The organism is Novipirellula caenicola (assembly GCF_039545035.1).
Lineage (GTDB): Bacteria > Planctomycetota > Planctomycetia > Pirellulales > Pirellulaceae > Novipirellula > Novipirellula caenicola.
Genome location: NZ_BAABRO010000015.1, coordinates 123,606 through 145,775, shown reverse-complemented (window position 1 = coordinate 145,775; position 22,170 = coordinate 123,606). Strand labels below are relative to the sequence as shown.

Genomic DNA, 22,170 nt, shown 5'->3' with positions numbered 1-22,170 from the left:
ACATTGTCGCTCGGCTTCCCAAGCCGTTAGCGAGGTCTCACGTCTGAACGTCAAAACGAGAGCGACTGCGTTCCACCGGCCGAACGTTCGATCGTAACGGTACCAGCTTGGAAAGCTGGCCGAAGATTGTCGCTCGGCTTTCCAAGCCGTTAGCGTGCCTCACGTTTGAACGCCAAAACGAGAGCGACAACGTTCCACCGGCCAAACGCTCGATCGTAACGGTTCCAGCTTAGAAAGCTGGCCGAAGATTGTCGCTCGGCTTTCCAAGCCGCTAGCGTGCCTTACACTTGAACGCCAACGCGAAAGCGACTGCGTTCTACCGGCCGAACGCTCGATCGCAACGGTTCCAGCTTGGAAAGCTGGCCGACCATTGTCGCTCGGCTTTCCAAGCCGTTAGCGGGGCCTCACGTTTGAACGTCAAAACGAGAGCGACTACGTTCCACCGGTTGAACACTCGATCATAACGGTTCCAGCTTGGAAAGCTGGCCGACAATGTCGCTCGGCTTTCCAAGCCGTTGGCGTGCCTCACGTTTGAACGCCTAAACGAGAGCGACTGCATTCCAGCGGCCGAACGTTCGATCGTAACGGTACCAGCTTGGAAAGCTGGCCGACATTGTCGCTCGGCTTTCCAAGCCGTTAGCGGGGCCTCACACTTGAACGCCAAAGCGAGAGCGACTGCGTTCCACCGGCCGAACGATCGATCGTAACGGTTCCAGCTTGGAAAGCTGGCCGACATTGTCACTCGGCTTTCCAAGCCGTTAGCGTGCCTCACGCCTGAACGTCAAAACGAGAGCGACTGCGTTCCACCGGCCGAACGCTCGATCGCAACGGCTCCAGCTTGGAAAGCTGGCCGACATTGTCGCTGTGCTAGAAGTTGCAGCGTCCACGATCATCGCATCCAGCCCTCCCCGGGAAACTCGTTGAAGGCTCGTTCCCCGCCCCTCCCTGGCTTCGCCGGGAGGGTAAAGCTTGTGATGCCTGCGGACGTCGAGCAAGACGAAACGTTTGACGGCTTGTTGAGTTAATGAGCCGCGACGCGTCAGCGGCCGGGTCCCACGCACTACCCGGTGCCTTACGGCCCACGGCTCACAGTTTTGATTTGCGTTTGGATTAAATCAACAAGCCGTTTGCCGAGTTTCGCTTCGGGGCAGCTTACATGCCGCCGAAGGGGTCGGCGCCAAAGGGATCTTCGCCGCCTCCGGGCGCGGCGAATGGATCCGCTCCGGGGGCTGCAAACGGATCGGCTCCGGGAGCCGCGAAGGGGTCGCTCGCAGGGGGAGCACCAAAATCATTCGACTCGGCAGGCTTCTTCTCTTCTTCCTTCTTCTCCTCTTTCTCCTCTCCCTTCTTCGCCTCGCCATGCCCTTCGCTAATGATCGGCAAATCGGCGTCGATGCTACGCAAACACTGAACCGCTCCGGTTTTGCCGATCAGATACAGTCGATCGGTCTTCGAATTACGCAGTAATCGCTGGGGCCGAATCCCAGGAAACGACTCGACCTGCTTTCCGGTCTCCAGATCCAACACGGCAAACGCCCCACTGAGCGTGGTCACGTAAAGCTTGTCACCGATGGTCCCCACCAATTCATCGATGTTGGACGCCGCGTCCTGCCACGTGCTGATCCCATCGTCCAAGCCAAGTGAATACAGACTGCCGTAGGTGGAACGAATCAGTAGCTGATCGCCCGCGACAATCGGTTGATTGTAAAACGGCTCGCCATACGGTCGGCTCCACAACACTTGGCCCGTTCGCGTGCCTTTGATGCCATAGACTTGGCCTGCTTCGGAACCGAAGAAGAACCGATCATCACTCGCTGCGGCAATCCGCGCGCTTACGATGCCATCGGTATTCAGACGAAACATCACCGACGGCTCGCCCGAGGTTTCCATGCAATAGACAAATCCTTGATCGGTCCCCCAAGCGATTCGAGTCGACCCAGGTGCTTTGACAGGCAACGCCAATGCGCGACCGGCCACACGCTCACGAAATGGAAGCTGCGAAGTGTCGTACAACGGATAACCTTCGATCCCATTTTGAATCGTTGCAATCACAGCGAAATCGCCTGCGTTGATCGCACCAAAGATAGGAACATTGATAGTGCGTTGCTGCTGAATCAGCTCGCCGTTGGTCGCATCGATCCTCAACAAGTTGCCGCCATTGACCACGCTGACGAAGGACTCGCCCACGCCAATTGCTTTGTAGCCAAGGCGTTTGACCCCGACGCGAACCATCCAAATCGATTCGCCCGACTCTGCGTCACGGCACTCCAGCGTTCCATCGTTACCCAGCGTGTAAAGGCAAACCCTTGGAACCATTCGGGTTTCCATCTTCGCTTCGATCCCACGACGCTTCAGCCGCCGAATCTCATTTTTTGCCAGCCGCTCGGCTTCCGATTTACCAATCGCTCTGCCGTGGGCATCGACGCGATCGGTGGGGATCCGCACCAGCACGTTCTTGGGCGGGGCCGCTCCGTTCTCGATTGGCTTGGCTGCTTCGTTTACCGCATCCGCCTCTCCGCCATTGGACGGTTTGGGCACAGACTTCACCGCGACGACTTCAACGTACTCGCGTGGATTTTCCGCATGCACATAGATCTGCTGATCGACCATCGACTGGACGCCCGCAGGAACCTCGGTTTGTCGGCGCCACGCTTCGACCAATCCCAAGCGAGTGGCCTGTTGGGCAGTTAAGAAATCAGCCGCCTGGCTGGTGCCGGCACCACCCCCGACGATCATCATCGAAGCGATGAAACAAACAGCAACCGGACAGCTTACGAAACGAAAACCAAGGGGCATGCGCACGGCGAACACCTAGCTCAATCAATTGGAGGCACGAGCAACGAGAATAGTCCCGCTTATTCTAATCGCTTGCTGGGGCGATGGCGAATCCTTGGAAAAATCGTGGTGATGAAACTCCATTTCGAACGGATTACACCGATTTTAAGGTAAAAAGACGCCACCGATGGTGCGGTCGCGACATCGATGATTAAATGTCGACACGGATTCGGGCGGCCCGCTTCCGTCGATTTCAATTTTTAACCAACCAAGCAAAACCGAAGATCATGGCCAACAAACAAATCTTGATGCTCGTGGGAGACTATGTCGAAGACTACGAGGCGATGGTCCCGCTGCAGATCCTGAAAACGTTTGGGCACGAAGTCGCCACGGTATGCCCTGGCAAATCGCCAGGCGATACGGTCGCGACCGCAATCCACGACTTTGACGGCGACCAGACCTATTCGGAAAAGCCCGGACATCGATTCGCCATCACCGCCGACTTTGATGCCATCGACGTCACGAAATTTGACGCTTTGGTGATCCCTGGCGGACGGGCACCGGAATACCTACGGCTAAACGAAAAAGTCCTGGAATTGGTGCGTCACTTCTTTGAGACCAACAAACCGGTTGCTGCGGTCTGCCACGGCCCGCAAATCCTGGCGGCCGCCGGCGTGCTAAAAGGACGCCAGTGCAGCTGCTATCCGGCGTGCAGCCCCGAAGTCACACTCACCGGTGGCCAGTACATCGAACCGGCCGAGACGATGGACTCGGCGCATGTCGACGGCAACCTCGTCACCGCACCGGCTTGGCCCGCCCATCCCGCTTGGATGCGGGCGTTCGTGGACCTGCTATAACCGTTACGAGCGATCGTTCGGCGAAGGGAACACGGGTATTCTCGCTTCGATGTTTAAACGCCGGGCACGCTGACGGCTTGGAAAGCCGTGCGACAATGGCCGGCCTGCTTGCCAGGCTGGAACCGTTACGAGCGATCGTTCGGCGGTTGGAACGCGGGCGGTCTCGCTTCGATGTTTAAACGCCAGGCACGCTGACGGCTTGGAAAGCCGTGCGACAATGGTCAGCCAGCTTTCCAAGCTGGAACCGTTACGAGCGATCGTTCGGCGGTTGGCACAGGGGTACTCTCGCCTCGACGTTCAAACTTCAGGCGCGCTAACGGCTTGGAAAGCCGTGCGACAATGGTCGGCCAGCTTGCCAAGCTGGAACTGTTACGAGCGATCGTTCGGCGAATGGGACGCGGGTATTCTCGCCTCGACGTTCAAACGCAGGACACGCTAACGGCTTGGAAAGCCGTGCGACAATGGTCAGCCAGCTTGCCAAGCTGGAACCGTTGCGAGTGATCGTTCGGCGTATGGGACGCGGGCGGTCTCGCTTCGATGTTTAAACGCCGGGCACGCTGACGGTTTGGAAAGCCGTGCGACAATGGTCGGCCAGCTTGCCAAGCTGGATCCGTTACGAGCGATCGTTCGGCGGATGGAACGCGGGCACTCTCGCCTCGATGTTTAAACGCTAGGCACGCTAACGGCTTGGAAAGCCGTGCGACAATGGTCGGCCAGCTTGCCAAGCTGGAACCGTTACGAGCGATCGTTCGGTGGATGGAACACGGGCGGTCTCGCCTCGACGTTCAAACGCCAGGCACGATGACGGCTTGGAAAGCCGTGCGACAATGGTCAGCCAGCTTTCCAAGCTGGAACCGTTACGAGCGATCGTTCGGCGAATGGAACGCGGGCGGTCTCGCTTCGATGTTTAAACGCTAGGCACGCTGACGGCTTGGAAAGCCGTGCGACAATGAATAGCGGGGACAATTACTTGCTTGGCGGTTGGCTCGAGAGCAGCTGCAATGCCTCGAGCACCTTGGGCCGCAAGTCCTCGCGAACCAAGATGTATCGATCGCGACCGTTCGCAGCAGCCTTGAACGTGGTCACTCCATCATCCGCCATCTCAACCGCCCCCGGCTCGGACAACTCAAAATAGCCGTGGTCGGGGCGGACTCCGTACAACACACTGGTCAGGTCCCAAGTCGGGCGGTCATGCGGCGGTGGCATGTAAAGAATGTAGGCTTCGGCTAGCGGATGATGATCGACGTACCCGTAGTCCTTTAAAATGCTTTGGTGCGGATACGTCAGCGATTTTCCGACCGCGTAGCCGCTCCATACGATCGGCGTTGGCCAATCGGCGACAATTTTCTTTGCCGACGGGATGTCCTTGATCAGGTTGTACTCTTTGTGGTCATCGGTGAACGCGCCAGCCATGATCGACAACAATCGGACTTTCTTTTTGACCAATTCGGTGCCCGAGAGCGGACTGATTTCATCGCCGCTAGAACCAAGCAAGTTTGCCAGGTTCGTGGAAAACCCAACCTGGGCGATCACGACCGAACCATCCTTTGCATCAGCCAATGACTTCCGCAACACCGCGACCGCGTCGGGTGCATCTTTGCCCGAGGTCAAATCGTGTGGATAACGCAGTTTGCCATTGTCCTTCTGAGTTGCCAGCGTATTGAACCGACCAGCAGTGTTGGTGACCCCGCTGCGACAGACACCGATCGGAATGTCTCCGCGACCATAGAACGTATTGACCGCGTCGACAAAGGGTGCGGCAAGTTCATGGTCCTTGGTGATCGTGACGGCCAGCAGTTTGCATTCACCGCGCGACTGCAACGAGTGAATCATGCCTAGCGCCAACGCGTCGTCGACGTCATTGCCGATGTCGGTATCAAAGATCAGCGGAACCGGATCTGGCCGCTGCTGCGAGAACGAGATTGAAGGCGTGAGAGCAAAAAGTGACACGAAAAGTGCGCACAATGACAAACGCATTGAAAGAACCTTTGGGGGTCGAGGGAGGAGGGAGGGAAGGTTGGACCGACCATCATACCTCGCACTCTGTTGACTTGCACGAGCGAGACGCCGGCAAAATCTGCACGCCGTCGATTGGGGGCTGAAAAACCGATAAGATAGACTCCGCGACTTCCATGCCCGCCCTCGTCCCTCGATTGGCAATGACCTCACCATGCCCACACCTTCCACTCCTCCGCTGAATCCTCGTGAACGCATCTTGATGGGACCAGGGCCGAGCACGGTGCCGGCGCGGATCCTTCGTGCGCTTGCCGCGCCGACACTTGGCCATCTCGATCCGCAATTCATCGAGATCATGGACGAAACATGCCAATTGATTCGCGATGCCTACCAAACCAAAAACCTGCTGACGTTCCCGGTTTCCGGAACGGGAATGGCCGGGATGGAAGCGGTCGTCGCCAATCTGATCGAACCGGGTGATGAAGCGATCGTCTGCATCAACGGGGTGTTTGGCGGGCGAATGAAAGACAATATGGAGCGGTGCGGCGCGACCGTGCATGCAATCGAAGTCCCCTGGGGCGAAACGTTCAGCAACGAAGCGATCGCCAAAGCAGTCGAAAAACACCCCAACGCCAAAATGCTTGGCATCGTGCACGCGGAAACCTCTACCGGCGCCCACCAAGATCTAAGCGGGCTGGCCGAGATCGTGCATGATGCAGGAATGCTGCTCGCGGTTGACGCGGTCACCTCACTCGGCGGCCACGAACTAAAGGTGGATCAGTGGGGGATCGATGCGATTTATTCGGGAACCCAGAAGTGCCTGTCGTGCCCTCCGGGTCTTTCGCCCGTCTCGTTTTCCGAAAGGGCGCTCGAGCGAATCGACCAACGCAAAACCAAGGTGCAGAGTTGGTACTTGGACGTTTCGATGCTGAAAAATTACTACACCGGTTCTGGCGGCCGAGCGTATCATCACACCGCCCCGATCAACATGATCTACGCGCTACGTGAATCGCTGGCGATTGTGATCGAAGAAGGACTCGAAAACCGCATCGCTCGGCATCGCGAGATGCACTTGCTGCTTCGCAAGGGACTCGAGGAACTCGGATTCAGTTACATTCCGAAACGATCGCTGTGCACACTGAACTGCGTCGCGTTACCCGATGGCATCGACGACGCTGCGATCCGCAGTCGCTTGCTGAGCGAGTACGACATCGAAATCGGCGGCGGGCTAGGTGTGTTCGCGGGCAAGGCTTGGCGAATCGGATTGATGGGGCACTCGGCAACCAAACGAAACGTCGCCACGCTGTTAGCGGCACTGCGTGACGTGATGTAGAGCCGTGAGGCAGAGCGCATCGGCATGCGAAACTCGTCAACGGCTTGTTGATCTAATGAAGTTCCCTGCGGCAAGGGGTGTATGATGGACTTTCTAGTCCGTCAATGACGCATTCGACGGACTAGGAAGTCCATCGTACGACTAAAACAACAAGCCGTTAAGAGTTTCGTTGACTCAGCCCAAATTCAAATCGCAACGGTGAGCCGTGGGCAGTCAGGGCACCGGGTGCCGCGTGGGCCCCGGCCGCTGACGCGTCGCGGCTAAGTCAATCAACACGCCGTGCACGAAAGTCTTCGCGACTTTCGCTACGAGGCTATCCCACAAGCGCAACACGAAAAGCCCTGGTGAGGACCCACCAGGGCTTTCGGGTGATTCGAGCGATTGTCGAATAACAGCAAGTGGAGCGGCGAACTACTTGAGTTCGACGGTTCCGCCCGCTTCTTCGATTTCGGCCTTGATCTTGTCGCAATCTTCTTTCGATGCGCCTTCCTTCAAGGTGGCTGGAACGCCTTCGACCATCTTCTTGGCTTCCATCAGCGAAGCGCCGGTCAGGTTTTTGACAACCTTCACAACGTTCAGCTTCTTGTCGCCGAAGCCGGTCAGGACGATGTCCCATTCGGTCTTCTCTTCAGCAGCAGCGCCACCACCTTCAGCAGGTGCAGCCATCATCACTCCGCCGCCAGCGGCAGGTTCGATGCCGTGGACATCCTTCAAGTAGTCGCTGAGCTCTTTGGCTTGCTTCAGGGTCATACCGGCGATCTTGTCGCCCATTTCTTTTGCTTCGGCGCTAAATTCGGCGACCGCGGTGCCTTCTTCGGACATTTCTAATACCTCAAAAACAGTTGGTGATTTGTTACGGAACGACTAACAAAAGAGCAACTACTCGTCGCCTTCTGCGATTTTCTTAATTTGACTGTTGAGCTTCTTGCCCGGACCGAGAAGTGCGGCCGACAATTGCGATCCAGGACCAAGAATTTGACCTGACAACATCGAAATTTGCTCTTCGCGGCTTGGCCACTTGCTGACTTCTTTCAAGCGATCCGCATCAAGCTTTTCGCCATCCATGACACCGCCAGCAGCGGTAAATTTCTCGTACTTGCTGCTGTCCTTATCAAGTCGAACGATCTCCTTGACAAGCGAGACGAAATCAGACGCCCCCCAGCATACAGCGACTTGCCCACGAGCTCCCTCGAAGGCAGGTGCCAGCGAGGACCCTTCGGTCGCTCGCCGAGCAAGAGAATTCTTGACGACCAACATGCGAATGTTTTTCGCATCCAGCTCGCCACGAAGTTCGTTGGTAGTGATGGCGTCCATCCCGACATAGCTCACCAGCACGGCGTCTTCGACACCGTCCAGTTCGCGTTTGATGTCGCGAGTCACCAATTCTTTGACGTATTTACTCATCGGTTGGGTTCACTTAAGTGCGATTTGTGCGACAGAACGTCTAGTTCAAAAAGCCTGATACTCTAAAAGACTTGCTAGTACGCAACTCTCACACTGGGGCTCATCGTTGCACAGATGGCAACGCCTTTAATGTAAGTGCCCTTGACGGATTGGGGTTTCATGCCGCTGACAAAGTCAACGAATGCAGCGATGTTCTCGGTAAGCTTCTGTGGCTCGAAGCTCATTTTGCCGACCATCGCGTGAACGTTGCCGCCCTTGTCGTTACGAAACTCGACCTTACCAGCCTTGTATTCGCTAACCACCTTTGCGACGTCCGGGGTGACCGTTCCCGCACGCGGGCTAGGCATCAATCCACGAGGACCGAGGACACGACCAAGCGGCCCCACAAGACCCATCATGTCAGGAGCGGCGATACAAACATCAAAGTCTGTCCAACCGTCTTTGATTTTCTTAGCCAAGTCTTCTTGACCTACTTCATCGGCACCCGCTTCCTCAGCTGCCTTGGCCGCGTCGCCCTTGGCGAACACGACGACTCGCTGAGTCTTGCCGATTCCGTTTGGCAGCACGATGCTGCCACGGATGATTTGATCCGCTTGGTTCGGGTCGACGCCCAAACGCATGTGCACTTCGACCGTTTGGTCGAACTTGGTCAAATCGTATTTTTTGAGTGCGTCAACTGCTTCGCTGAGCGGCAGCAAATTTGCAGGCTGCTTTGCGAGCGCTGCACGATAACGCTTGGATTTCTTACCCATAGGGTCGCGACTCTCTTATATGTCGGGTGGTTCGGCGAGGTCACCTGGCCCTTCCGATGCACACGGTGACCGCATGGTTGCGATTCACAGCACGCCGGATGGCGGCAAACTCTCCCACTTATAAAACGCGAGATTTCGTCTCGCGAAGCGGGAGAATGTCGTCAATTCATTTCGCGACGTCAACGGCAAACGATGCTTGTTGATACAGTTTTTTGTAAGATTCTTATAAAATCTTGCTGAACCGAACCCTCTGAATCGTCAAATGACCATGTCAAAATCAAATCGAACCGTGAACTCGGGCCCAGATTCCCCGGAAAAAGCAAATCCAGAAAACGCAGATTCGCTGCGTGCCGCGAAGTGCGTGCCGTGCGAAGGAGGGGTGCCGCCCCTCGCTCGCGATCAAGCAAACGAATTAATGCGAGCGATCCCCGAGTGGGAACTCGACGCCGCTGCAAAGCGAATTTCTCGCACAAAGAGATGCCGCAATTTTGTCGACGCCGTCGCCCTGATCAACAAAATTGCGGAATTGGCCGAACAGGAACAACATCATCCCGATCTACACCTGACCGGTTACCGAATGCTGAAGATTGAACTGACAACGCATGCGATCGACGGACTCAGTCGCAACGATTTTGTGGTTGCTGCTAAAATAGATCCGCTGCTGGGCTATTAGGCCGAATCGCTGACGATCAGACGAGGCAGGCAACCGAAACCGCCGAGCAAGTCACTGTCTCTTTACGTTCCTAGTCCCACCCTCTCGCTAAAACGGACCCGAATTCCTCGTGATCGAAATTGCCCGCCATCGAGCTCTCGCGTTGCTGTCGGAATGCACCGGCGATGAAATCTGGAGCGTCGAGCATTGCCGCATTCGCCGTGTCCCGGACAAATGGATCGAAGAGGATCGCGAGGCGTTTGAATCGGGATTCCGCTCGGACGACCAAACCATTTACGTCGGACAGCGCCAAGTAAATCAGTATTTTGGCGTTCGCGATGTCGATTTGGCGGTCCGGATCGGCCGATCATTGGGACTGGACGTTGACCGAATCACGGCCAATTCGCTCAGCCGGCGAGGGGTCGTGGTGGCGATTAAAGAGGCCATCATGGAGGGGGAATGAGCTTTTTGCGTAAAAGCGACTTGCCCAAACCAATGGTTTCCTGCCATAATCCCAGGCCCGAAAGACGTTCTGATAACGATTTCCTTTCGCACCACACACATTGTGATTTAGATAAAAGAGAGTTCCGATGGCTGGTCGTAGCAAGAAAAAAGCAGATACCGTGTTCCTCGTTTGCGAAGAAACCGGAGATTACAACTACACGCTGCAACGCAAACCAGGCGGCGAAAAGCTGCGTCTGAAGAAGTACAGCGCACGTTTGCGTAAGCACACTTGGCACGTCGAAAAGAAAAAGTAGTTCGTTTCGACCGACCGATGGCGAGCATCGAATGGATGCTTGCCAACCGGTTCATGGCTACAACGAAAGTCGTAAAGACTTTTCCCGACGCCAGGAGCACCCAAAAGGCTCCTGGTTTTTTCGCTACCTGAAAATAACTAAAGCACCCTGCAATACCGCAAGGCAAAACAGGCTCCTCTTTGACGAGCCTGCGACCGCGCTGGATGACGGTGGGTCGTATGCAAACGCGTTTTTCATACGCATACCGCAGGTTCAGTGCCGTCTACGTTGGTAGCGGTGCCGTGCAAACCGCCCGGTTGCGGTGAGCAAATGGTTCGATTTTGACCGGACGGCTTGCACCACATTCGCTATAAAACGACCTGCGCCGTGTCAAATTGCCGGTGGCATGGGCCGCGTGACGCTACCGACTGCCGCGAGCGGCAAAACTATTCAAGCAACCGAATCTTTCGCCCCCTCTTTCTCTTTGCGGAGTCACGGATGCAGCGCCGATGGCGAATCATTCCCCATGATGCTTCTCGCGTCGAGCAACTTGCTCGCTCAGCCCGACTTCCCGCCGTGGTGGCCCAATTGCTGGTCAGCCGAGGGATCTACAACGCCAATGACGCCGCCCAGTTCCTGAGTACCAAACTAAAGGACCTGCGTGACCCCAAAGAACTGCCTGGCGTGGTCGATGCAACAAAAATCATCATCGACGCAATCGACAAGCGGTTGCCGATCACGGTCTACGGCGACTACGACTGCGACGGCATGACCGGCACCGCGATCCTGGTCAATGGATTGCAATTGATGGGGGCAAACGTCAGCTACCATGTCCCCAACCGACTCGAAGACGGCTACGGTTTGAACGAAGCGGCGATTCGCAAATTGGCTGACCGCGGAAAGAAGCTGATCATTTCGGTCGATTGCGGCATCACCAGTCGCCAACACGCTGAACTATGCCGCGAACTCGGGGTGAAACTGATCATCACCGACCATCACACCATTGATGGCGAACTGCCGCGCGCGGACGCGGTCGTCCACCCGCGGCTTCCTGGCACGAATTACCCGTTTGGCGAACTGTGTGGAGCCGGCGTCGCATTCAAGCTCGCCTGGGCAATCTGCCAACAAGTTGCAGGTAGCGAAAAGGTCACCGAACCGATGCGACGCTACTTGATGCAATCGATTGCACTTGCCGCTATCGGAACGGTAGCGGACGTGGTCCCGCTGTTGGACGAGAATCGCGTGCTGGTTGAACATGGACTGAAAACGCTTCGCGCCAACCCGTTGCCGGGACTCGCAGAGCTGATGAAAATCACCAAGGTTGACCAAGCATCGGCGGTCACATCTGACAGCATTGCGTTCACCATCGCGCCGCGGCTGAACGCGGCCGGTCGACTTGGACAGGCCCAATTGGCAGTCGAGCTATTGACCACCCCCGGTGGCGAACGCGCCGAGGCGCTAGCGGAATACATTCACCAACTAAACAACGATCGCGACACCTTGCAGCGGAGCGTTTACCTCGCGGCGCAAAAGCAAGCCAAAGAGGAATTCGATGTCGATGCCGACGCCGCACTTGTTTTGGGCGGAGTCGGGTGGCACCCTGGTGTGATTGGCGTGGTCGCAGGCCGATTGGCTGAAAAACACGCCAAACCGGTGCTGATTCTTTCGCTCGACGCGACGGGAAAAACGCAGGCCGTGGGCTCAGGCCGGGTCGGCGGCACCGGGATCGATCTGCACGAAGCGCTCAGCGATTGCAGTGAGCGACTGGTCAAATTTGGCGGCCACAAAGCGGCTGCGGGACTGACGATCGAAGAAGACCAAATTGATGCGTTTCGCGGCGATTTCTGCGAAGCGGTGGCCCGTCAATGGTCCGAGCGAGACATCGTGCCCGAGATCGTGATCGACGCCGAGGCATCGTTTGGGCAACTGAATCTGGAAACGGTCAAACAGATCGAAACACTTGCCCCGTTTGGCGCCGGCAACCCACGTCCGACGCTGTTTTGCAGCAACATCGAACTGGACGAACCGGCTCGACGAATAGGCGGCGGCGACCGCCACTTGAGCGTCAAACTGCGGCAAGGCGTAAAATCGATCCGCGGCGTTGCTTTTGGTGCCGGTGATTGGTGCGACGCGCTGAACCAGTGCGAAGGCCCCATCGAAATCGCCTACCGACCGGTGATCAATGAGTTCCGCGGTTTCCGTAAAGTGGAAATCCATCTCGTCGATTGGCGACCGAGTGACCGCCGCGACCACGCCGAGCAACGATCAAACGCCGGCACGGTGGCCGACGCCTAGCTTCCCGCGATGGACCTCAGCAGCCCTCTTTCCGGCGATAGCCCAACGCCATCTACCTTGGCCCCGACCGAGTACTCTTTATTTTAGAGCGGCGATGGAAAGCGTCGCTAAGAAACGAAAGCGGGGCAGACTCTTGGTCAGAGCCTGCCCCTTTCGGCGCGACGGAGCGCTTCGCCGGCAGCCGAAGCTTACGTTTTCAACAAAGCACTAAAAAATCATTCTTCGGTATCGGAGGACCGTTCGCCACGATTGCCGCGATCTCCACGACCACCTCGATCGCCGCCACGCTCACCGCCTCGTTCGCCACCGCGGCCGAAACCACCACGTCCACCTTCACCGCCGCGAGCACCGCCACGCATCCCGCCTTGCATGCCTTCAGGCATCTCGAACGTTTCGCCCTTCATCTTTTCAAAGGCGTCCTTCTGCTCCGATGTCAGCACCGCCAACACTTGCGACTCGACATCTTCACGGACCTTGCCGAAAGCCTCACGCATCTTGTCGCGGTCACCCGAAGCCATTAGCTCACGCATTTTCTCACGCATCTCGGTTTGAATCTTCTCGCGAGCCTCTTCCAATTCCTTCTTTTGAGCTTCGGTAATCTTCAACTCTTTCTGAACTTCTTCGTTACCAAGAGCCGCCACGCCTTGGACCTGGATCGAGATTTCCTTCAGACGTGCGAGCTGGCCAGGCAACAAGACTTCCTCGAGCTGTTCACGCAATTTAGCACTGCGTTCCTTACGCTCTTCCTGCATCTTCTTGAAGAATTCAGCGCGTTCTTCTTCGCTTGCTTCACGGAAATCGAAATCGGGACGCTCGCCTCGGCCGCCACCATCTTCGCGAACCTTCTTGAGTGCCTCGACTTGGTCGGGCATCAATTCGATTTCTTCACGCACCTTTTCGATCATCAACAAACCGAAGGTAGGGTCGCCGCCGCCAACCCCTCCAGGGCCGCCTGCGCCTCCTCGACCGCCGAAACCGCCGCGGTCACCACCACGTCGGCCGCCTTCTTGAGCCGACAATTCACCCACCATCAATGCCGACAGCGCGACCGCTACTAGGCAAAACGCAACGTGTTTCATTTTCATCCCAAATTTCCCTGAACGAGTAAGAGTAGTGTCTCTTGTTGATTTGTATTGAGAGGCGGCGGAACCGATACCGCTAGGCCAGCTCCTCAATCATGTAACCAACCAAACCCAAGAAGGTTTCGGTCGTTTCAAGAAAGCCTAAAAAAAGCGAAAAAAACACTGGTTGTCGCCTTCCCATCGAGACTGCGATGCCATGCCACACCGATCGGATCACCCCACATGCGAGCGACGCGATCCAACAACAAGCCAGCTTACGTCCGGCCCAGCGACGCTATCTACCGCGTACGGGACGTTCGAACGTGTCGCGAATGTCCCCGCCAAGCAAGACGCACTTCCCAAAAATCGCGTCTTCGGAAAAGGTCAACACAAAGACGTGACTGCCCTGGTCAGCCATCCCAGGCGACTGCAAAAACCACCGCTCGGTCTTGGGAGTCCGCTGGCCGACCCCCAATCCGCCTTCGCCGATATAGACGATGCCGGTGTCATCATGCTTGCCGTTACGGATGGGAACCGTCCGCTTGATATTGTGGCCGTCGGCTTCACAAACCAAGTCGACGTCGTACGCTTCAAACAGAGGCACCCAGCTCTGCAGCGCCGAGCTTGGCGTTTTGACCGCAGGAAAGGCAGGGCGGTGATATTGGGCGACGACCCAGCGGTGAGCGGGACGCGACGACGCCAATTCACGCCGCAACCACTTTGCTTGGCTGCCCGCGGTACTGGTTTCCGTATTGAGCGTGATCAATCGAACTGCAGGAGTAAGGTTAATGGCGTAGTAGTTTCGATCATCCTCGGGAAACCCAAAGACCTCGTTAAATGGTTTCCCCGAATCGTGATTGCCCCGTGCCGGAATCACGGGAAGCAACCGATTGTCATCGGTCACCGTCAACTCATGATCGGACAACCACTCCGACCACTGCGCGACGTTTGGCCCGCTAACGATGTAGTCTCCGCCGTGAACCAATGCCAAGATATCGTCGGCCGGATCGTCATTTGCAAACGACTGCCCCACCATTTTGGCAATCATTTGGTTCACCTTGCGTCGCTCTTGCTGATCGCTTCGAGAATCGCCACCATTGAGCAAACTGAATGGCCGATCGGTATCCGGCGCCGTCAAGAAGTAAAAAACAGGCGATGATTCGTCGTCGCTCATCATCTGGACTTCATAGCGAGTCGCCGGCTTTAGCCCCGTCAACTCAGCGTGGTGATAATACAGTTCGGCGTGACCGCCCGTGAACCGGCCACTTTTTGCCGCTACAACGCCTTCGTCTCGATCACTGCCTTTGATCCGGTAACGCACGCGGTGCTGCGTCCCTTGTTCGGCGGTACTCCAGGAAACCGTTGCCGACGTGGCTGGATCTGAACGCCATGTCACTCGCCATTGCGCCGGCTTGGTTCCCACCAAAGGCGCATCCGCATAAAGACACTGCGTGGCAGCGAAGCAAAACAGACCAAGACAACTGACGAAACAGTACGAAGCCAACGAAGAACTTGGTTTCATGAACTAGACACAATGTTCGGAGGGCGGCGGGAAAGGGGAGGGAGTCTGATTGTACATCAACTTGCCACGGGGCGTGAACACAACCGCAGCCAAAACCAATGCAATCGGCACTCCTCCATTGGCCGCGCGGATCAACGTTTCCGGCCACGCATCGACTCCGAATGCCGTCATCCGGCTCAGCGCCGTGATGACACCCCAGCACCCCATGTAGACCGCAACAGCCCCCCAGCGAAACGCCAACAACAGAATCCCGGCGACGATATCGACCAACCCGATCATCCACAGCGCTCGCTCGGCGGCGGCTTGTTCAATCTGCAGTGCCGTCCATGATGCGTCGGACAGTAGGATCAGATCGGTAAAGGGACCGTACAACTGCATCGCCTTGTATCCGTGCACGATGAAGGTCGCGGCAGCGGCAACACGCAGCACCCACACCCCAGCGGAACTCGTTTGCGGAAGCGAAAACATCAGCAACGCTAGCGGCAAACCATATCGCACCGCATGCTCGCCTAGCGAGAGTTCCGAAAACCGATCTCCACGAATCATAAAGATCAGGGCGAGCAGGAACATCCATAGGCAGATCCAGGCCAACGAGACACGGAACACCCATAGCCCAAACCAAGCACGCGATGTTCTCGTTGTCGGCGTGTCGGCGGGCCAGGCTCCATGCGGCGGAAGCGACCTCGCCGCGGTCAGCACCACCAAAACCGCGGCCGCACAACAAGACAAAGTGCCGAAGTCATCAAAACGCTGGGCAAACGTCTCGGACCACCCCCAATCGAAATAGAGCAAACCGTAAACGTCGCTTTCGGTTTCATTGGTCGACCAGTAATACCGCCCCGCCACCCCGACGCACTGCAACAGCAAGACCAGAACCAGCCATCGATACAACCAGTTCATTTAGCGATTTCCCATCTCGAATGGTTGGACCAATGGACGTAACGGTTGACCGCTTTGGTCACATTTTCGATCCACGCTTGGCTACCCTGTTTTTTGTTCAGAAATTTTGCGGCCATTTTCGTTATCATGCCGACGGCACGGCAACAGGGTACCATAGACACCACGCCGGCGTCCGTGCCGGAGCCGACACCACGGGACTCACCGCCCCTTTTTACTGCTTGATTTACCCCCAGACATGTCATGAAAACGGTTGCTCTCGCCAGCTTGCTGTTCGCCGCTATCCCCGGTTCGATTGCAGTTGCAGGCGACTACACGATTGTAATCCGTCGCGAAACGCACCAGGACGCTCCGTGGCGACGCGTTGTTGACGCTCTCCGCCAAAAATATGCCGGCGCCGATGTCGTGCTGTGGGACCAAGAGGTGCAAGAGAGCCTCGAAAGTTTGCAGATTCAACATCCCCGGTACACCTGTTTTGTCGCAACGCCGCAGCAAGCCAATCGTGACTTCGTCGCCGCGGTCCATCAAATGACTCGGCAACTTGACTCGGATCCCTACACCGACACCCAGTGGGGCATCATCACGGGATACGACGCCGCCGGAGCATTGCGGACAGCCGAGCAGCGCGAACCACTGACCGTTTCGCATGTTGCCGCGGGTACCGAGATCGCACTTGAAATGTGTAACTCGGGCGTTTGGTTCGACGAACTGGTGAAATCAAAAACGGTCAGCAAGACGCCCGGCGATACGGCTCGACAGCAACAAGGACCAGCGGACACCACGCATGCCTTGGCAAAATCATTGAGCGACAATACCGCCGATCTGTTTGTGACCTCAGGCCATGCCACTCAGCGAGATTGGCAAATTGGATTTCGCTATCGCAACGGTACGTTTCAATCCAAAGCAGGCAAAATGTTTGGCGTCACCACCGATGGCGAACGCTTTGAGATTCAATCCGATAACCCCAAAGTCTATTTAGCAGTGGGGAACTGCTTGATGGGTGACATCGATGGCCCGGATGCGATGGCATTGGCGTGGATGAACCAACTCGGCGTTCGCCAAATGGTCGGATACACCGTCGTGACCTGGTACGGCTATGGCGGCTGGGGACTACTGGATTACTTTGTCGAACAACCCGGCCGCTACACATTGGCCGAAGCGTTTCACGCGAACCATCACGCACTGATTCATCGTCTCGACACCTGCTTTGACGACATCGTCGACGCCGAGCTGCAAGTGGGATCACGACCGCGGGTCAGCACCACACCGAATTCACACGGAAAATCGCAGGGACTAACCGCACACGATGGTGCCGGATTGTTGTGGGACCGCGACGTCGTGGCGTTTTACGGCGATCCCGCGTGGCAAGCCAAGATGGATGACCGTCCCAAAGCGTACGATCAAACCTTGAGCGTCGACGGCAATCACTACACGCTGGTGATCACCCCCAATCGTGGCGAGGAATCATTCAAACCGATCAACACCAACGGAGCCCAGCGGGGATGGCGGCCGATCGTTGAACTACTGCCTCATCGCATCCACCAGATCCAACTTATCGATGACGGTGAGCTTTCCCCCGTCATCACGGACGATTTCATCTTGGTCCCCAACCCTCGTCAATGCGACCCGAATCGAGAATACCGAGTCGAATTCACGGCAACACGAGTGCCGTGATATGCCGTCCAAGGCGACAAGCAAGCGGCAAAAAAAAGCCGTCGCTGGCAGCCACGACGAAACCAAAATCGTCGCAAAACAGCTACCGCCGGCAAAACTTACACCTTGACGTGCAGATTAGGCCAACCTAGTTTAATGGAGGCTGGTGCCGTGCTTGGCGACCCGAAAACTGCCTGTCGGGTCGGTATACGGACGCCTCCCCACGCTGCAGACGCAACACGCCTGCAGCGTGCCTGCCTTGGTCGATCGTCGAGGACCTGATGAACGCACTTATCCTGCATCCATTCCGCTCCCCATCGCGCCGTGTCCTGTATGGGATATTGGCAATGATGACCAGCTTTCTTTGTGGAGCGACCGCAAGGGCGCAGCAGGATTCGTTCGAGGGTCCGCCGATTAACTACATGACCGCAGCGACAAATGATCCGGTGTCGGATCTTGCTGCCAAGGTGGAAGCTGGCGAAGTCAAATTGAGTTTCGACCCACAACATGGCTATTTGAAATCGGTACTCGAGGCGCTTGATGTGCCGGTCAGCTCGCAAACGCTGGTGTTTTCCAAGACAAGTTTGCAGCTTCGCCGGATCAGCCCGCAGCGGCCTCGCGCGTTGTACTTTAACGACAACGTCTACGTCGGCTGGTGCCAACGCGGCGATGTGATTGAATTTGCCGCGACCGACGCCAAGCAAGGCGCGATGTTTTACACGCTCAGCCAATCCGAGGACGCGGCGCCGAAATTCGTACGCGACCGGGGGCAATGCTTGACGTGTCACGCATCGCACCGAACCCAAAACGTTCCCGGCTACCTTGTCCGCAGCGTCTTTGCCGATTCCGGCGGACAACCCATTCTTGGCAGCGGGACGTACAACACCGACTTAACGAGTCCGTTCGCCGAGCGATGGGGTGGATGGTACGTGACGGGCACGCATGGCCAGATGCGGCACATGGGCAACATCACCTATGAGGAAGACGATACCGAGGGTGACCGAGAAGCGGGAGCCAACCGCGAGTCACTCGAAGGCATCGTGTCGACCACGCCCTACTTGTCGCCGCATAGCGATTTGGTGGCATTGATGGTGCTCGAGCATCAGACGCAAATGCACAACGCCATTGCGGCCGCCAACTATGAAACGCGCGAAGCGATCCACCAGTCGTATCAGATGAACGAGTTTCTCGATCGAGCCCCCGATTACTTGAGCGAAAGCGCGCAGCGCCGCATCGCCTCTTCGGCCGATCGCGTGGTTCACCACATGTTGATGTGCGACGAATTTGCGTTGACGTCGCCTGTGGCAGGGACCAGCCGGTTTGCCGAGGAGTTTGCGGCAAGGGGGATTCGCGACGCCAAGGGGCGCTCGCTACGAGACCTGGACCTGAACACGCGGCTATTTCGTTATCCCTGCAGCTACCTGATTTACTCAGACGCCTTTGACGGGTTACCAGATCAAGTCCGCCGCCAGATTATCGCTCGATTGACCGCGATTTTGGAAAACGGGGACGATGATGCCAAATTTGCCCACCTGACCCCACCGATGCGATCCGAAATTTTGGCGATCTTACGGCAGACGAAGCCCGAATTTGCCGACAAAAAAGAGACCAACTCGCTGTAAAGCATTTCGTAGCGGATCTCGCGACGGCTTGTTGTTTTCGTCGTACGATGGACTTCCTAGTCCGTCGAATGCGCCATTGACGGACTAGAAAGTCCATCATACACCCCTTGCCGCAGGAACCTTCATTAAATCAACAAGCCGTCAAGAGTTTCGGGGGGCATACACCACCGAACGAAAGTCGTTGACGACTTGCGCTACGCTAAATTAGCACGCCCCCTGTAAGAGAAGATGCTTCACAGCGTTGCCCAACCAAGGAAGAAAACAGCGACGATTTGATCAGGAAAAAACGCTGGTAGGGGGCCATTTAGCGGGCGTTTTGTGGTTTTTGGCAGGAAAACGGGAAGTCAACTTGTCAAAAATCTCCAAAGCCGCTATTTTGCGAGGCCCCTAAACGTTCAATTTTATCCCTCTCTCGAATTTGACCGACTGAGCCGTAATATGACCATGGATCGCAGCCTCAAGGTGCAAGCCGGGGCTATCAAGTCGCGAAACGTGTTAACTCGGGCCGAGCGTATCGCTCGCCTGACTGAACTGGACCGTTTTGACCCTGAAGCCAACATCATTGGCATGGCGAAAGTACGCGTTCCCAAAGTTTCGCTGAAGAGAAAGAAGAAAGTAAAGAAGGAAGACGACCCCAAGGACGCCAAGAAGAAGAAGTAGTCGCGGTGTGGTTTGCGGCTGCCGCTGCAATCGATTTGCGGGCAGCACGTCATCGCTACGGCGACTTCGTTTTCGGTTCCTTCAATCCCTTCACCTCGCTTTTTGCGGCGCAGCAACCCTCCAGCACCGCCGATATCGCTAGCAGCGCGGCGGAACCGTCCCGATATCCCGGAAATCGGTCATTCACCCAAGTGACCGATCCAAAAGGACGGACGAAGGAAAAGTTGAAAAGCGAAGGGGGGAGCACCGAGAGCCCCCATTTGGTCTCGCCTTGCATTACGCAGCACAGCAAAGCCGATCGAGTAACATTGAGTGAACTCGGTCGGCTTTTTTTATCGAATTGGATCTAGATTTCCGGCGTCAACACTAGACCTGATGGGAATGTTGAAGAACATGGATGGCATGACCCCCTCTCAACAAACCACCTCCGAGTCGGATCCGATCTTGCGAGCTTCCAATACCGCGTCGGCTGTCGAAGATCGCAGCGAAAACGCAAGCGTCACGACTCAGCCAAGCTCGACTCAGCCAAGTCCGGCTCAGACCGCTGCTGAAAGCGACATCTGCGACTCGGCGCTGCCTGCATCGGGAATCGACCCTCAACAGCTGCCGCGCCCAGAGGAAACCGAGCCACTGAAGATCTTGTGGCAGTACGTGATCGTACTTTCGGCGGTCCATCTGATTGCATTGCTGGCGTTTTTGCCATTCAGCTTTAGCTACTTGTTTACATGGTCAGGTTTGATCCTGGGGATCCTCGGTCACTTTACCTTTGGCATGCTGGGGATCACGGTGGGGTACCACCGATTGCTGACGCACCGAGGGTTCACGTGCCCCAAATGGCTTGAACACACCTTCGCGCTGCTTGGCATGTGCAATTTGCAAGACAGCCCGTCACGCTGGGTTGCAATTCACCGGATGCACCATCAACACAGCGACCATCAACCCGACCCGCATTCGCCGCTGGTCAATTTTCTGTGGGGGCACATGGGCTGGGTGGTTTGCCGCCACAAGACGCTGGATCGCACGAGCCATTACGAGCGTTACGTGCGCGATCTGCTGCGTGACCCGTTCTACTTGAAACTGGAACGGCATGGCGGTTGGTTTTTCGTCTTTGTCGCCCACGCCTTGTTGATCATCGCCGCGGGTGCGTTGGTGGGATACGCGGTCAGCGGCGGCCAATTCGGGGAAGCACTCCGCTATGCCTACAGCTACGCCGTTTGGGCGGTCGCGGTGCGCACCGTGTTTGTGCTGCATGGCACCTGGGCGGTCAATTCGCTGTCCCATGTCTTTGGATATCGCAATTACGAAACACGCGACAACAGCCGAAACAATTGGTTGGTCGCGTTATTTTCCCACGGCGAAGGCTGGCATAACAATCACCACGCCGAACCACGCTCGGCCGCTCACGGCCATCGTTGGTACGAATTTGACATGTCATGGCGAGTGATCCAATTGCTTGAAATGGTGGGACTGGCCAAGGACGTCGTTCGTCCCAAGGCCGTGACCAAGGCAAAACAAACGGCTGGCTAACCGGCTGGGCTGAAACGCTGCGAACCAACGCGTCGGCAAATTGCAGCGTTTGCATTTTGTATACTACGCTCTCGCTAGAGCGTGGATGGTTGCCTCGAAATTGCGAGTCACCCATCTTCTGGCGGAGGCAGCTACCAAAGGATGCTTCACCGCGTTGCCAGTGACTGCAACATTAGAAGTAAAACAATGAGTACCCACGATCCTGATTTTCTCGGCGATGACAAAGTGACCTCAGGCAAGCCAAGTGCGAATGATCGCGGCCCCATCATCCGGCTCGATGACTTTCTAAAATGCCGCGGCATGGTTGGTACCGGGGGCGAAGCCAAAATCCTGATTCAAGCTGGCGACGTATGCTTGAACGGCGAAGTCGAAACACGGCGGCGAAAACAGCTGGTCATCGGTGACGTCGTGGACATTGACGACGAAACCTTGATCGTCAACGAAACCGATTTTGACTGATCGCTGCG

The 22,170-nt window shown here is 56.5% G+C and carries 19 protein-coding genes; 11 read left to right on the top strand and 8 right to left on the bottom strand.

The features are described 5' to 3' along the window. Positions 1–1,152: 1,152 nt before the first annotated feature. Positions 1,153–2,739 (bottom strand): outer membrane protein assembly factor BamB family protein, encoded by a 1,587-nt coding sequence (locus tag ABEA92_RS23885; RefSeq protein ID WP_345686970.1) that lies wholly within the window; start codon positions 2,737–2,739, stop codon positions 1,153–1,155. 323 nt (positions 2,740–3,062) lie between these two features. Between ABEA92_RS23885 and ABEA92_RS23880 the strand changes: the two genes are divergently transcribed. Next, entirely contained in the window at positions 3,063–3,632 is a 570-nt protein-coding gene (locus tag ABEA92_RS23880; protein WP_345686968.1) for a DJ-1/PfpI family protein, read from the top strand. 966 nt (positions 3,633–4,598) lie between these two features. Here the strand turns inward: ABEA92_RS23880 and ABEA92_RS23875 are convergent. After that, positions 4,599–5,609, bottom strand: coding sequence for a nucleoside hydrolase (locus tag ABEA92_RS23875; protein ID WP_345686966.1), 1,011 nt, complete (start codon positions 5,607–5,609; stop codon positions 4,599–4,601). 193 nt (positions 5,610–5,802) lie between these two features. On the opposite strand from ABEA92_RS23875, the gene ABEA92_RS23870 reads away from it, so the two are divergent. Next, a complete protein-coding gene (locus ABEA92_RS23870; protein WP_345686964.1) occupies positions 5,803–6,921 on the top strand; it encodes a pyridoxal-phosphate-dependent aminotransferase family protein in 1,119 nt (372 codons plus the stop codon). 411 nt (positions 6,922–7,332) lie between these two features. On the opposite strand, the gene rplL is transcribed toward ABEA92_RS23870, so the two are convergent. The 3 genes from rplL to rplA form a co-directional block, all read right to left on the bottom strand. Beyond that, complete coding sequence (gene rplL, locus ABEA92_RS23865) at positions 7,333–7,743, bottom strand: 50S ribosomal protein L7/L12 (protein ID WP_345686962.1); 411 nt, start codon at positions 7,741–7,743, stop codon at positions 7,333–7,335. A 57-nt stretch (positions 7,744–7,800) separates the two neighbouring features. Next, positions 7,801–8,325, bottom strand: coding sequence for a 50S ribosomal protein L10 (gene rplJ, locus ABEA92_RS23860; protein ID WP_345686960.1), 525 nt, complete (start codon positions 8,323–8,325; stop codon positions 7,801–7,803). 74 nt (positions 8,326–8,399) lie between these two features. Then, entirely contained in the window at positions 8,400–9,077 is a 678-nt protein-coding gene (rplA, locus tag ABEA92_RS23855) for a 50S ribosomal protein L1 (protein WP_345686958.1), read from the bottom strand. Positions 9,078–9,345: 268 nt separating this feature from the next. Here rplA and ABEA92_RS23850 point away from each other — a divergent pair, with 268 nt between their 5' ends. The 4 genes from ABEA92_RS23850 to recJ all read left to right on the top strand — a co-directional run bounded on the left by ABEA92_RS23850 (position 9,346) and on the right by recJ (position 12,761). Further along, on the top strand, positions 9,346–9,750 hold the full coding sequence (locus ABEA92_RS23850) for a 4a-hydroxytetrahydrobiopterin dehydratase (RefSeq protein ID WP_345686956.1): 405 nt from the start codon (positions 9,346–9,348) through the stop codon (positions 9,748–9,750). Positions 9,751–9,859: 109 nt separating this feature from the next. Further along, a complete protein-coding gene (locus ABEA92_RS23845; protein WP_345686954.1) occupies positions 9,860–10,192 on the top strand; it encodes a hypothetical protein in 333 nt (110 codons plus the stop codon). A gap of 127 nt (positions 10,193–10,319) precedes the next feature. After that, positions 10,320–10,487 carry a 50S ribosomal protein L33 gene (rpmG, locus tag ABEA92_RS23840; RefSeq protein WP_345686952.1) on the top strand — a complete coding sequence of 56 codons (168 nt, stop codon included), beginning with the start codon at positions 10,320–10,322 and terminating at the stop codon, positions 10,485–10,487. Between the two features lie 477 nt (positions 10,488–10,964). Further along, the gene (recJ, locus tag ABEA92_RS23835) at positions 10,965–12,761 is read left to right on the top strand and encodes a single-stranded-DNA-specific exonuclease RecJ (protein ID WP_345686950.1); all 1,797 of its coding nucleotides are present in this window, start codon (positions 10,965–10,967) and stop codon (positions 12,759–12,761) included. A gap of 215 nt (positions 12,762–12,976) precedes the next feature. On the opposite strand, the gene ABEA92_RS23830 is transcribed toward recJ, so the two are convergent. The 3 genes from ABEA92_RS23830 to ABEA92_RS23820 form a co-directional block, all read right to left on the bottom strand. Further along, entirely contained in the window at positions 12,977–13,846 is an 870-nt protein-coding gene (locus tag ABEA92_RS23830; protein ID WP_345686948.1) for a hypothetical protein, read from the bottom strand. Positions 13,847–14,117: 271 nt separating this feature from the next. Then, complete coding sequence (locus tag ABEA92_RS23825) at positions 14,118–15,344, bottom strand: purple acid phosphatase family protein (protein ID WP_345686946.1); 1,227 nt, start codon at positions 15,342–15,344, stop codon at positions 14,118–14,120. A 3-nt stretch (positions 15,345–15,347) separates the two neighbouring features. Beyond that, the gene (locus ABEA92_RS23820) at positions 15,348–16,244 is read right to left on the bottom strand and encodes a hypothetical protein (RefSeq protein WP_345686944.1); all 897 of its coding nucleotides are present in this window, start codon (positions 16,242–16,244) and stop codon (positions 15,348–15,350) included. A gap of 240 nt (positions 16,245–16,484) precedes the next feature. On the opposite strand from ABEA92_RS23820, the gene ABEA92_RS23815 reads away from it, so the two are divergent. The 5 genes from ABEA92_RS23815 (at position 16,485) to ABEA92_RS23795 (ending at position 22,162) form a co-directional block, all read left to right on the top strand. Continuing rightward, entirely contained in the window at positions 16,485–17,915 is a 1,431-nt protein-coding gene (locus ABEA92_RS23815; RefSeq protein WP_345686942.1) for a hypothetical protein, read from the top strand. Positions 17,916–18,241: 326 nt separating this feature from the next. After that, positions 18,242–19,516: a hypothetical protein gene (locus tag ABEA92_RS23810; RefSeq protein WP_345686940.1), complete on the top strand. Its 1,275-nt coding sequence runs from the start codon at positions 18,242–18,244 to the stop codon at positions 19,514–19,516. A gap of 438 nt (positions 19,517–19,954) precedes the next feature. Continuing rightward, positions 19,955–20,176, top strand: a complete 222-nt coding sequence (locus tag ABEA92_RS23805) for a small basic protein (RefSeq protein WP_345686938.1) — start codon at positions 19,955–19,957, stop codon at positions 20,174–20,176. A 375-nt stretch (positions 20,177–20,551) separates the two neighbouring features. Beyond that, the gene (locus tag ABEA92_RS23800) at positions 20,552–21,703 is read left to right on the top strand and encodes an acyl-CoA desaturase (protein ID WP_345686936.1); all 1,152 of its coding nucleotides are present in this window, start codon (positions 20,552–20,554) and stop codon (positions 21,701–21,703) included. A 186-nt stretch (positions 21,704–21,889) separates the two neighbouring features. After that, a complete protein-coding gene (locus ABEA92_RS23795; protein WP_345686934.1) occupies positions 21,890–22,162 on the top strand; it encodes an RNA-binding S4 domain-containing protein in 273 nt (90 codons plus the stop codon). Positions 22,163–22,170: the final 8 nt, after the last annotated feature.

Excerpts from the sequence above, each read along its gene's own strand:
- ABEA92_RS23885 (WP_345686970.1), bottom strand. The coding sequence starts at position 2,739 with ATGATGATCGTCGGGGGTGGTGCCGGCACCAGCCAGGCGGCTGATTTC.
- ABEA92_RS23880 (WP_345686968.1), top strand. The coding sequence starts at position 3,063 with ATGGCCAACAAACAAATCTTGATGCTCGTGGGAGACTATGTCGAAGAC.
- ABEA92_RS23875 (WP_345686966.1), bottom strand. The coding sequence starts at position 5,609 with ATGCGTTTGTCATTGTGCGCACTTTTCGTGTCACTTTTTGCTCTCACG.
- ABEA92_RS23870 (WP_345686964.1), top strand. The coding sequence starts at position 5,803 with ATGCCCACACCTTCCACTCCTCCGCTGAATCCTCGTGAACGCATCTTG.
- rplL (WP_345686962.1), bottom strand. The coding sequence starts at position 7,743 with ATGTCCGAAGAAGGCACCGCGGTCGCCGAATTTAGCGCCGAAGCAAAA.
- rplJ (WP_345686960.1), bottom strand. The coding sequence starts at position 8,325 with ATGAGTAAATACGTCAAAGAATTGGTGACTCGCGACATCAAACGCGAA.
- rplA (WP_345686958.1), bottom strand. The coding sequence starts at position 9,077 with ATGGGTAAGAAATCCAAGCGTTATCGTGCAGCGCTCGCAAAGCAGCCT.
- ABEA92_RS23850 (WP_345686956.1), top strand. The coding sequence starts at position 9,346 with ATGTCAAAATCAAATCGAACCGTGAACTCGGGCCCAGATTCCCCGGAA.
- rpmG (WP_345686952.1), top strand. The coding sequence starts at position 10,320 with ATGGCTGGTCGTAGCAAGAAAAAAGCAGATACCGTGTTCCTCGTTTGC.
- recJ (WP_345686950.1), top strand. The coding sequence starts at position 10,965 with ATGCAGCGCCGATGGCGAATCATTCCCCATGATGCTTCTCGCGTCGAG.
- ABEA92_RS23830 (WP_345686948.1), bottom strand. The coding sequence starts at position 13,846 with ATGAAAATGAAACACGTTGCGTTTTGCCTAGTAGCGGTCGCGCTGTCG.
- ABEA92_RS23825 (WP_345686946.1), bottom strand. The coding sequence starts at position 15,344 with ATGAAACCAAGTTCTTCGTTGGCTTCGTACTGTTTCGTCAGTTGTCTT.
- ABEA92_RS23820 (WP_345686944.1), bottom strand. The coding sequence starts at position 16,244 with ATGAACTGGTTGTATCGATGGCTGGTTCTGGTCTTGCTGTTGCAGTGC.
- ABEA92_RS23815 (WP_345686942.1), top strand. The coding sequence starts at position 16,485 with ATGAAAACGGTTGCTCTCGCCAGCTTGCTGTTCGCCGCTATCCCCGGT.
- ABEA92_RS23810 (WP_345686940.1), top strand. The coding sequence starts at position 18,242 with ATGATGACCAGCTTTCTTTGTGGAGCGACCGCAAGGGCGCAGCAGGAT.
- ABEA92_RS23805 (WP_345686938.1), top strand. The coding sequence starts at position 19,955 with ATGACCATGGATCGCAGCCTCAAGGTGCAAGCCGGGGCTATCAAGTCG.
- ABEA92_RS23800 (WP_345686936.1), top strand. The coding sequence starts at position 20,552 with ATGGGAATGTTGAAGAACATGGATGGCATGACCCCCTCTCAACAAACC.
- ABEA92_RS23795 (WP_345686934.1), top strand. The coding sequence starts at position 21,890 with ATGAGTACCCACGATCCTGATTTTCTCGGCGATGACAAAGTGACCTCA.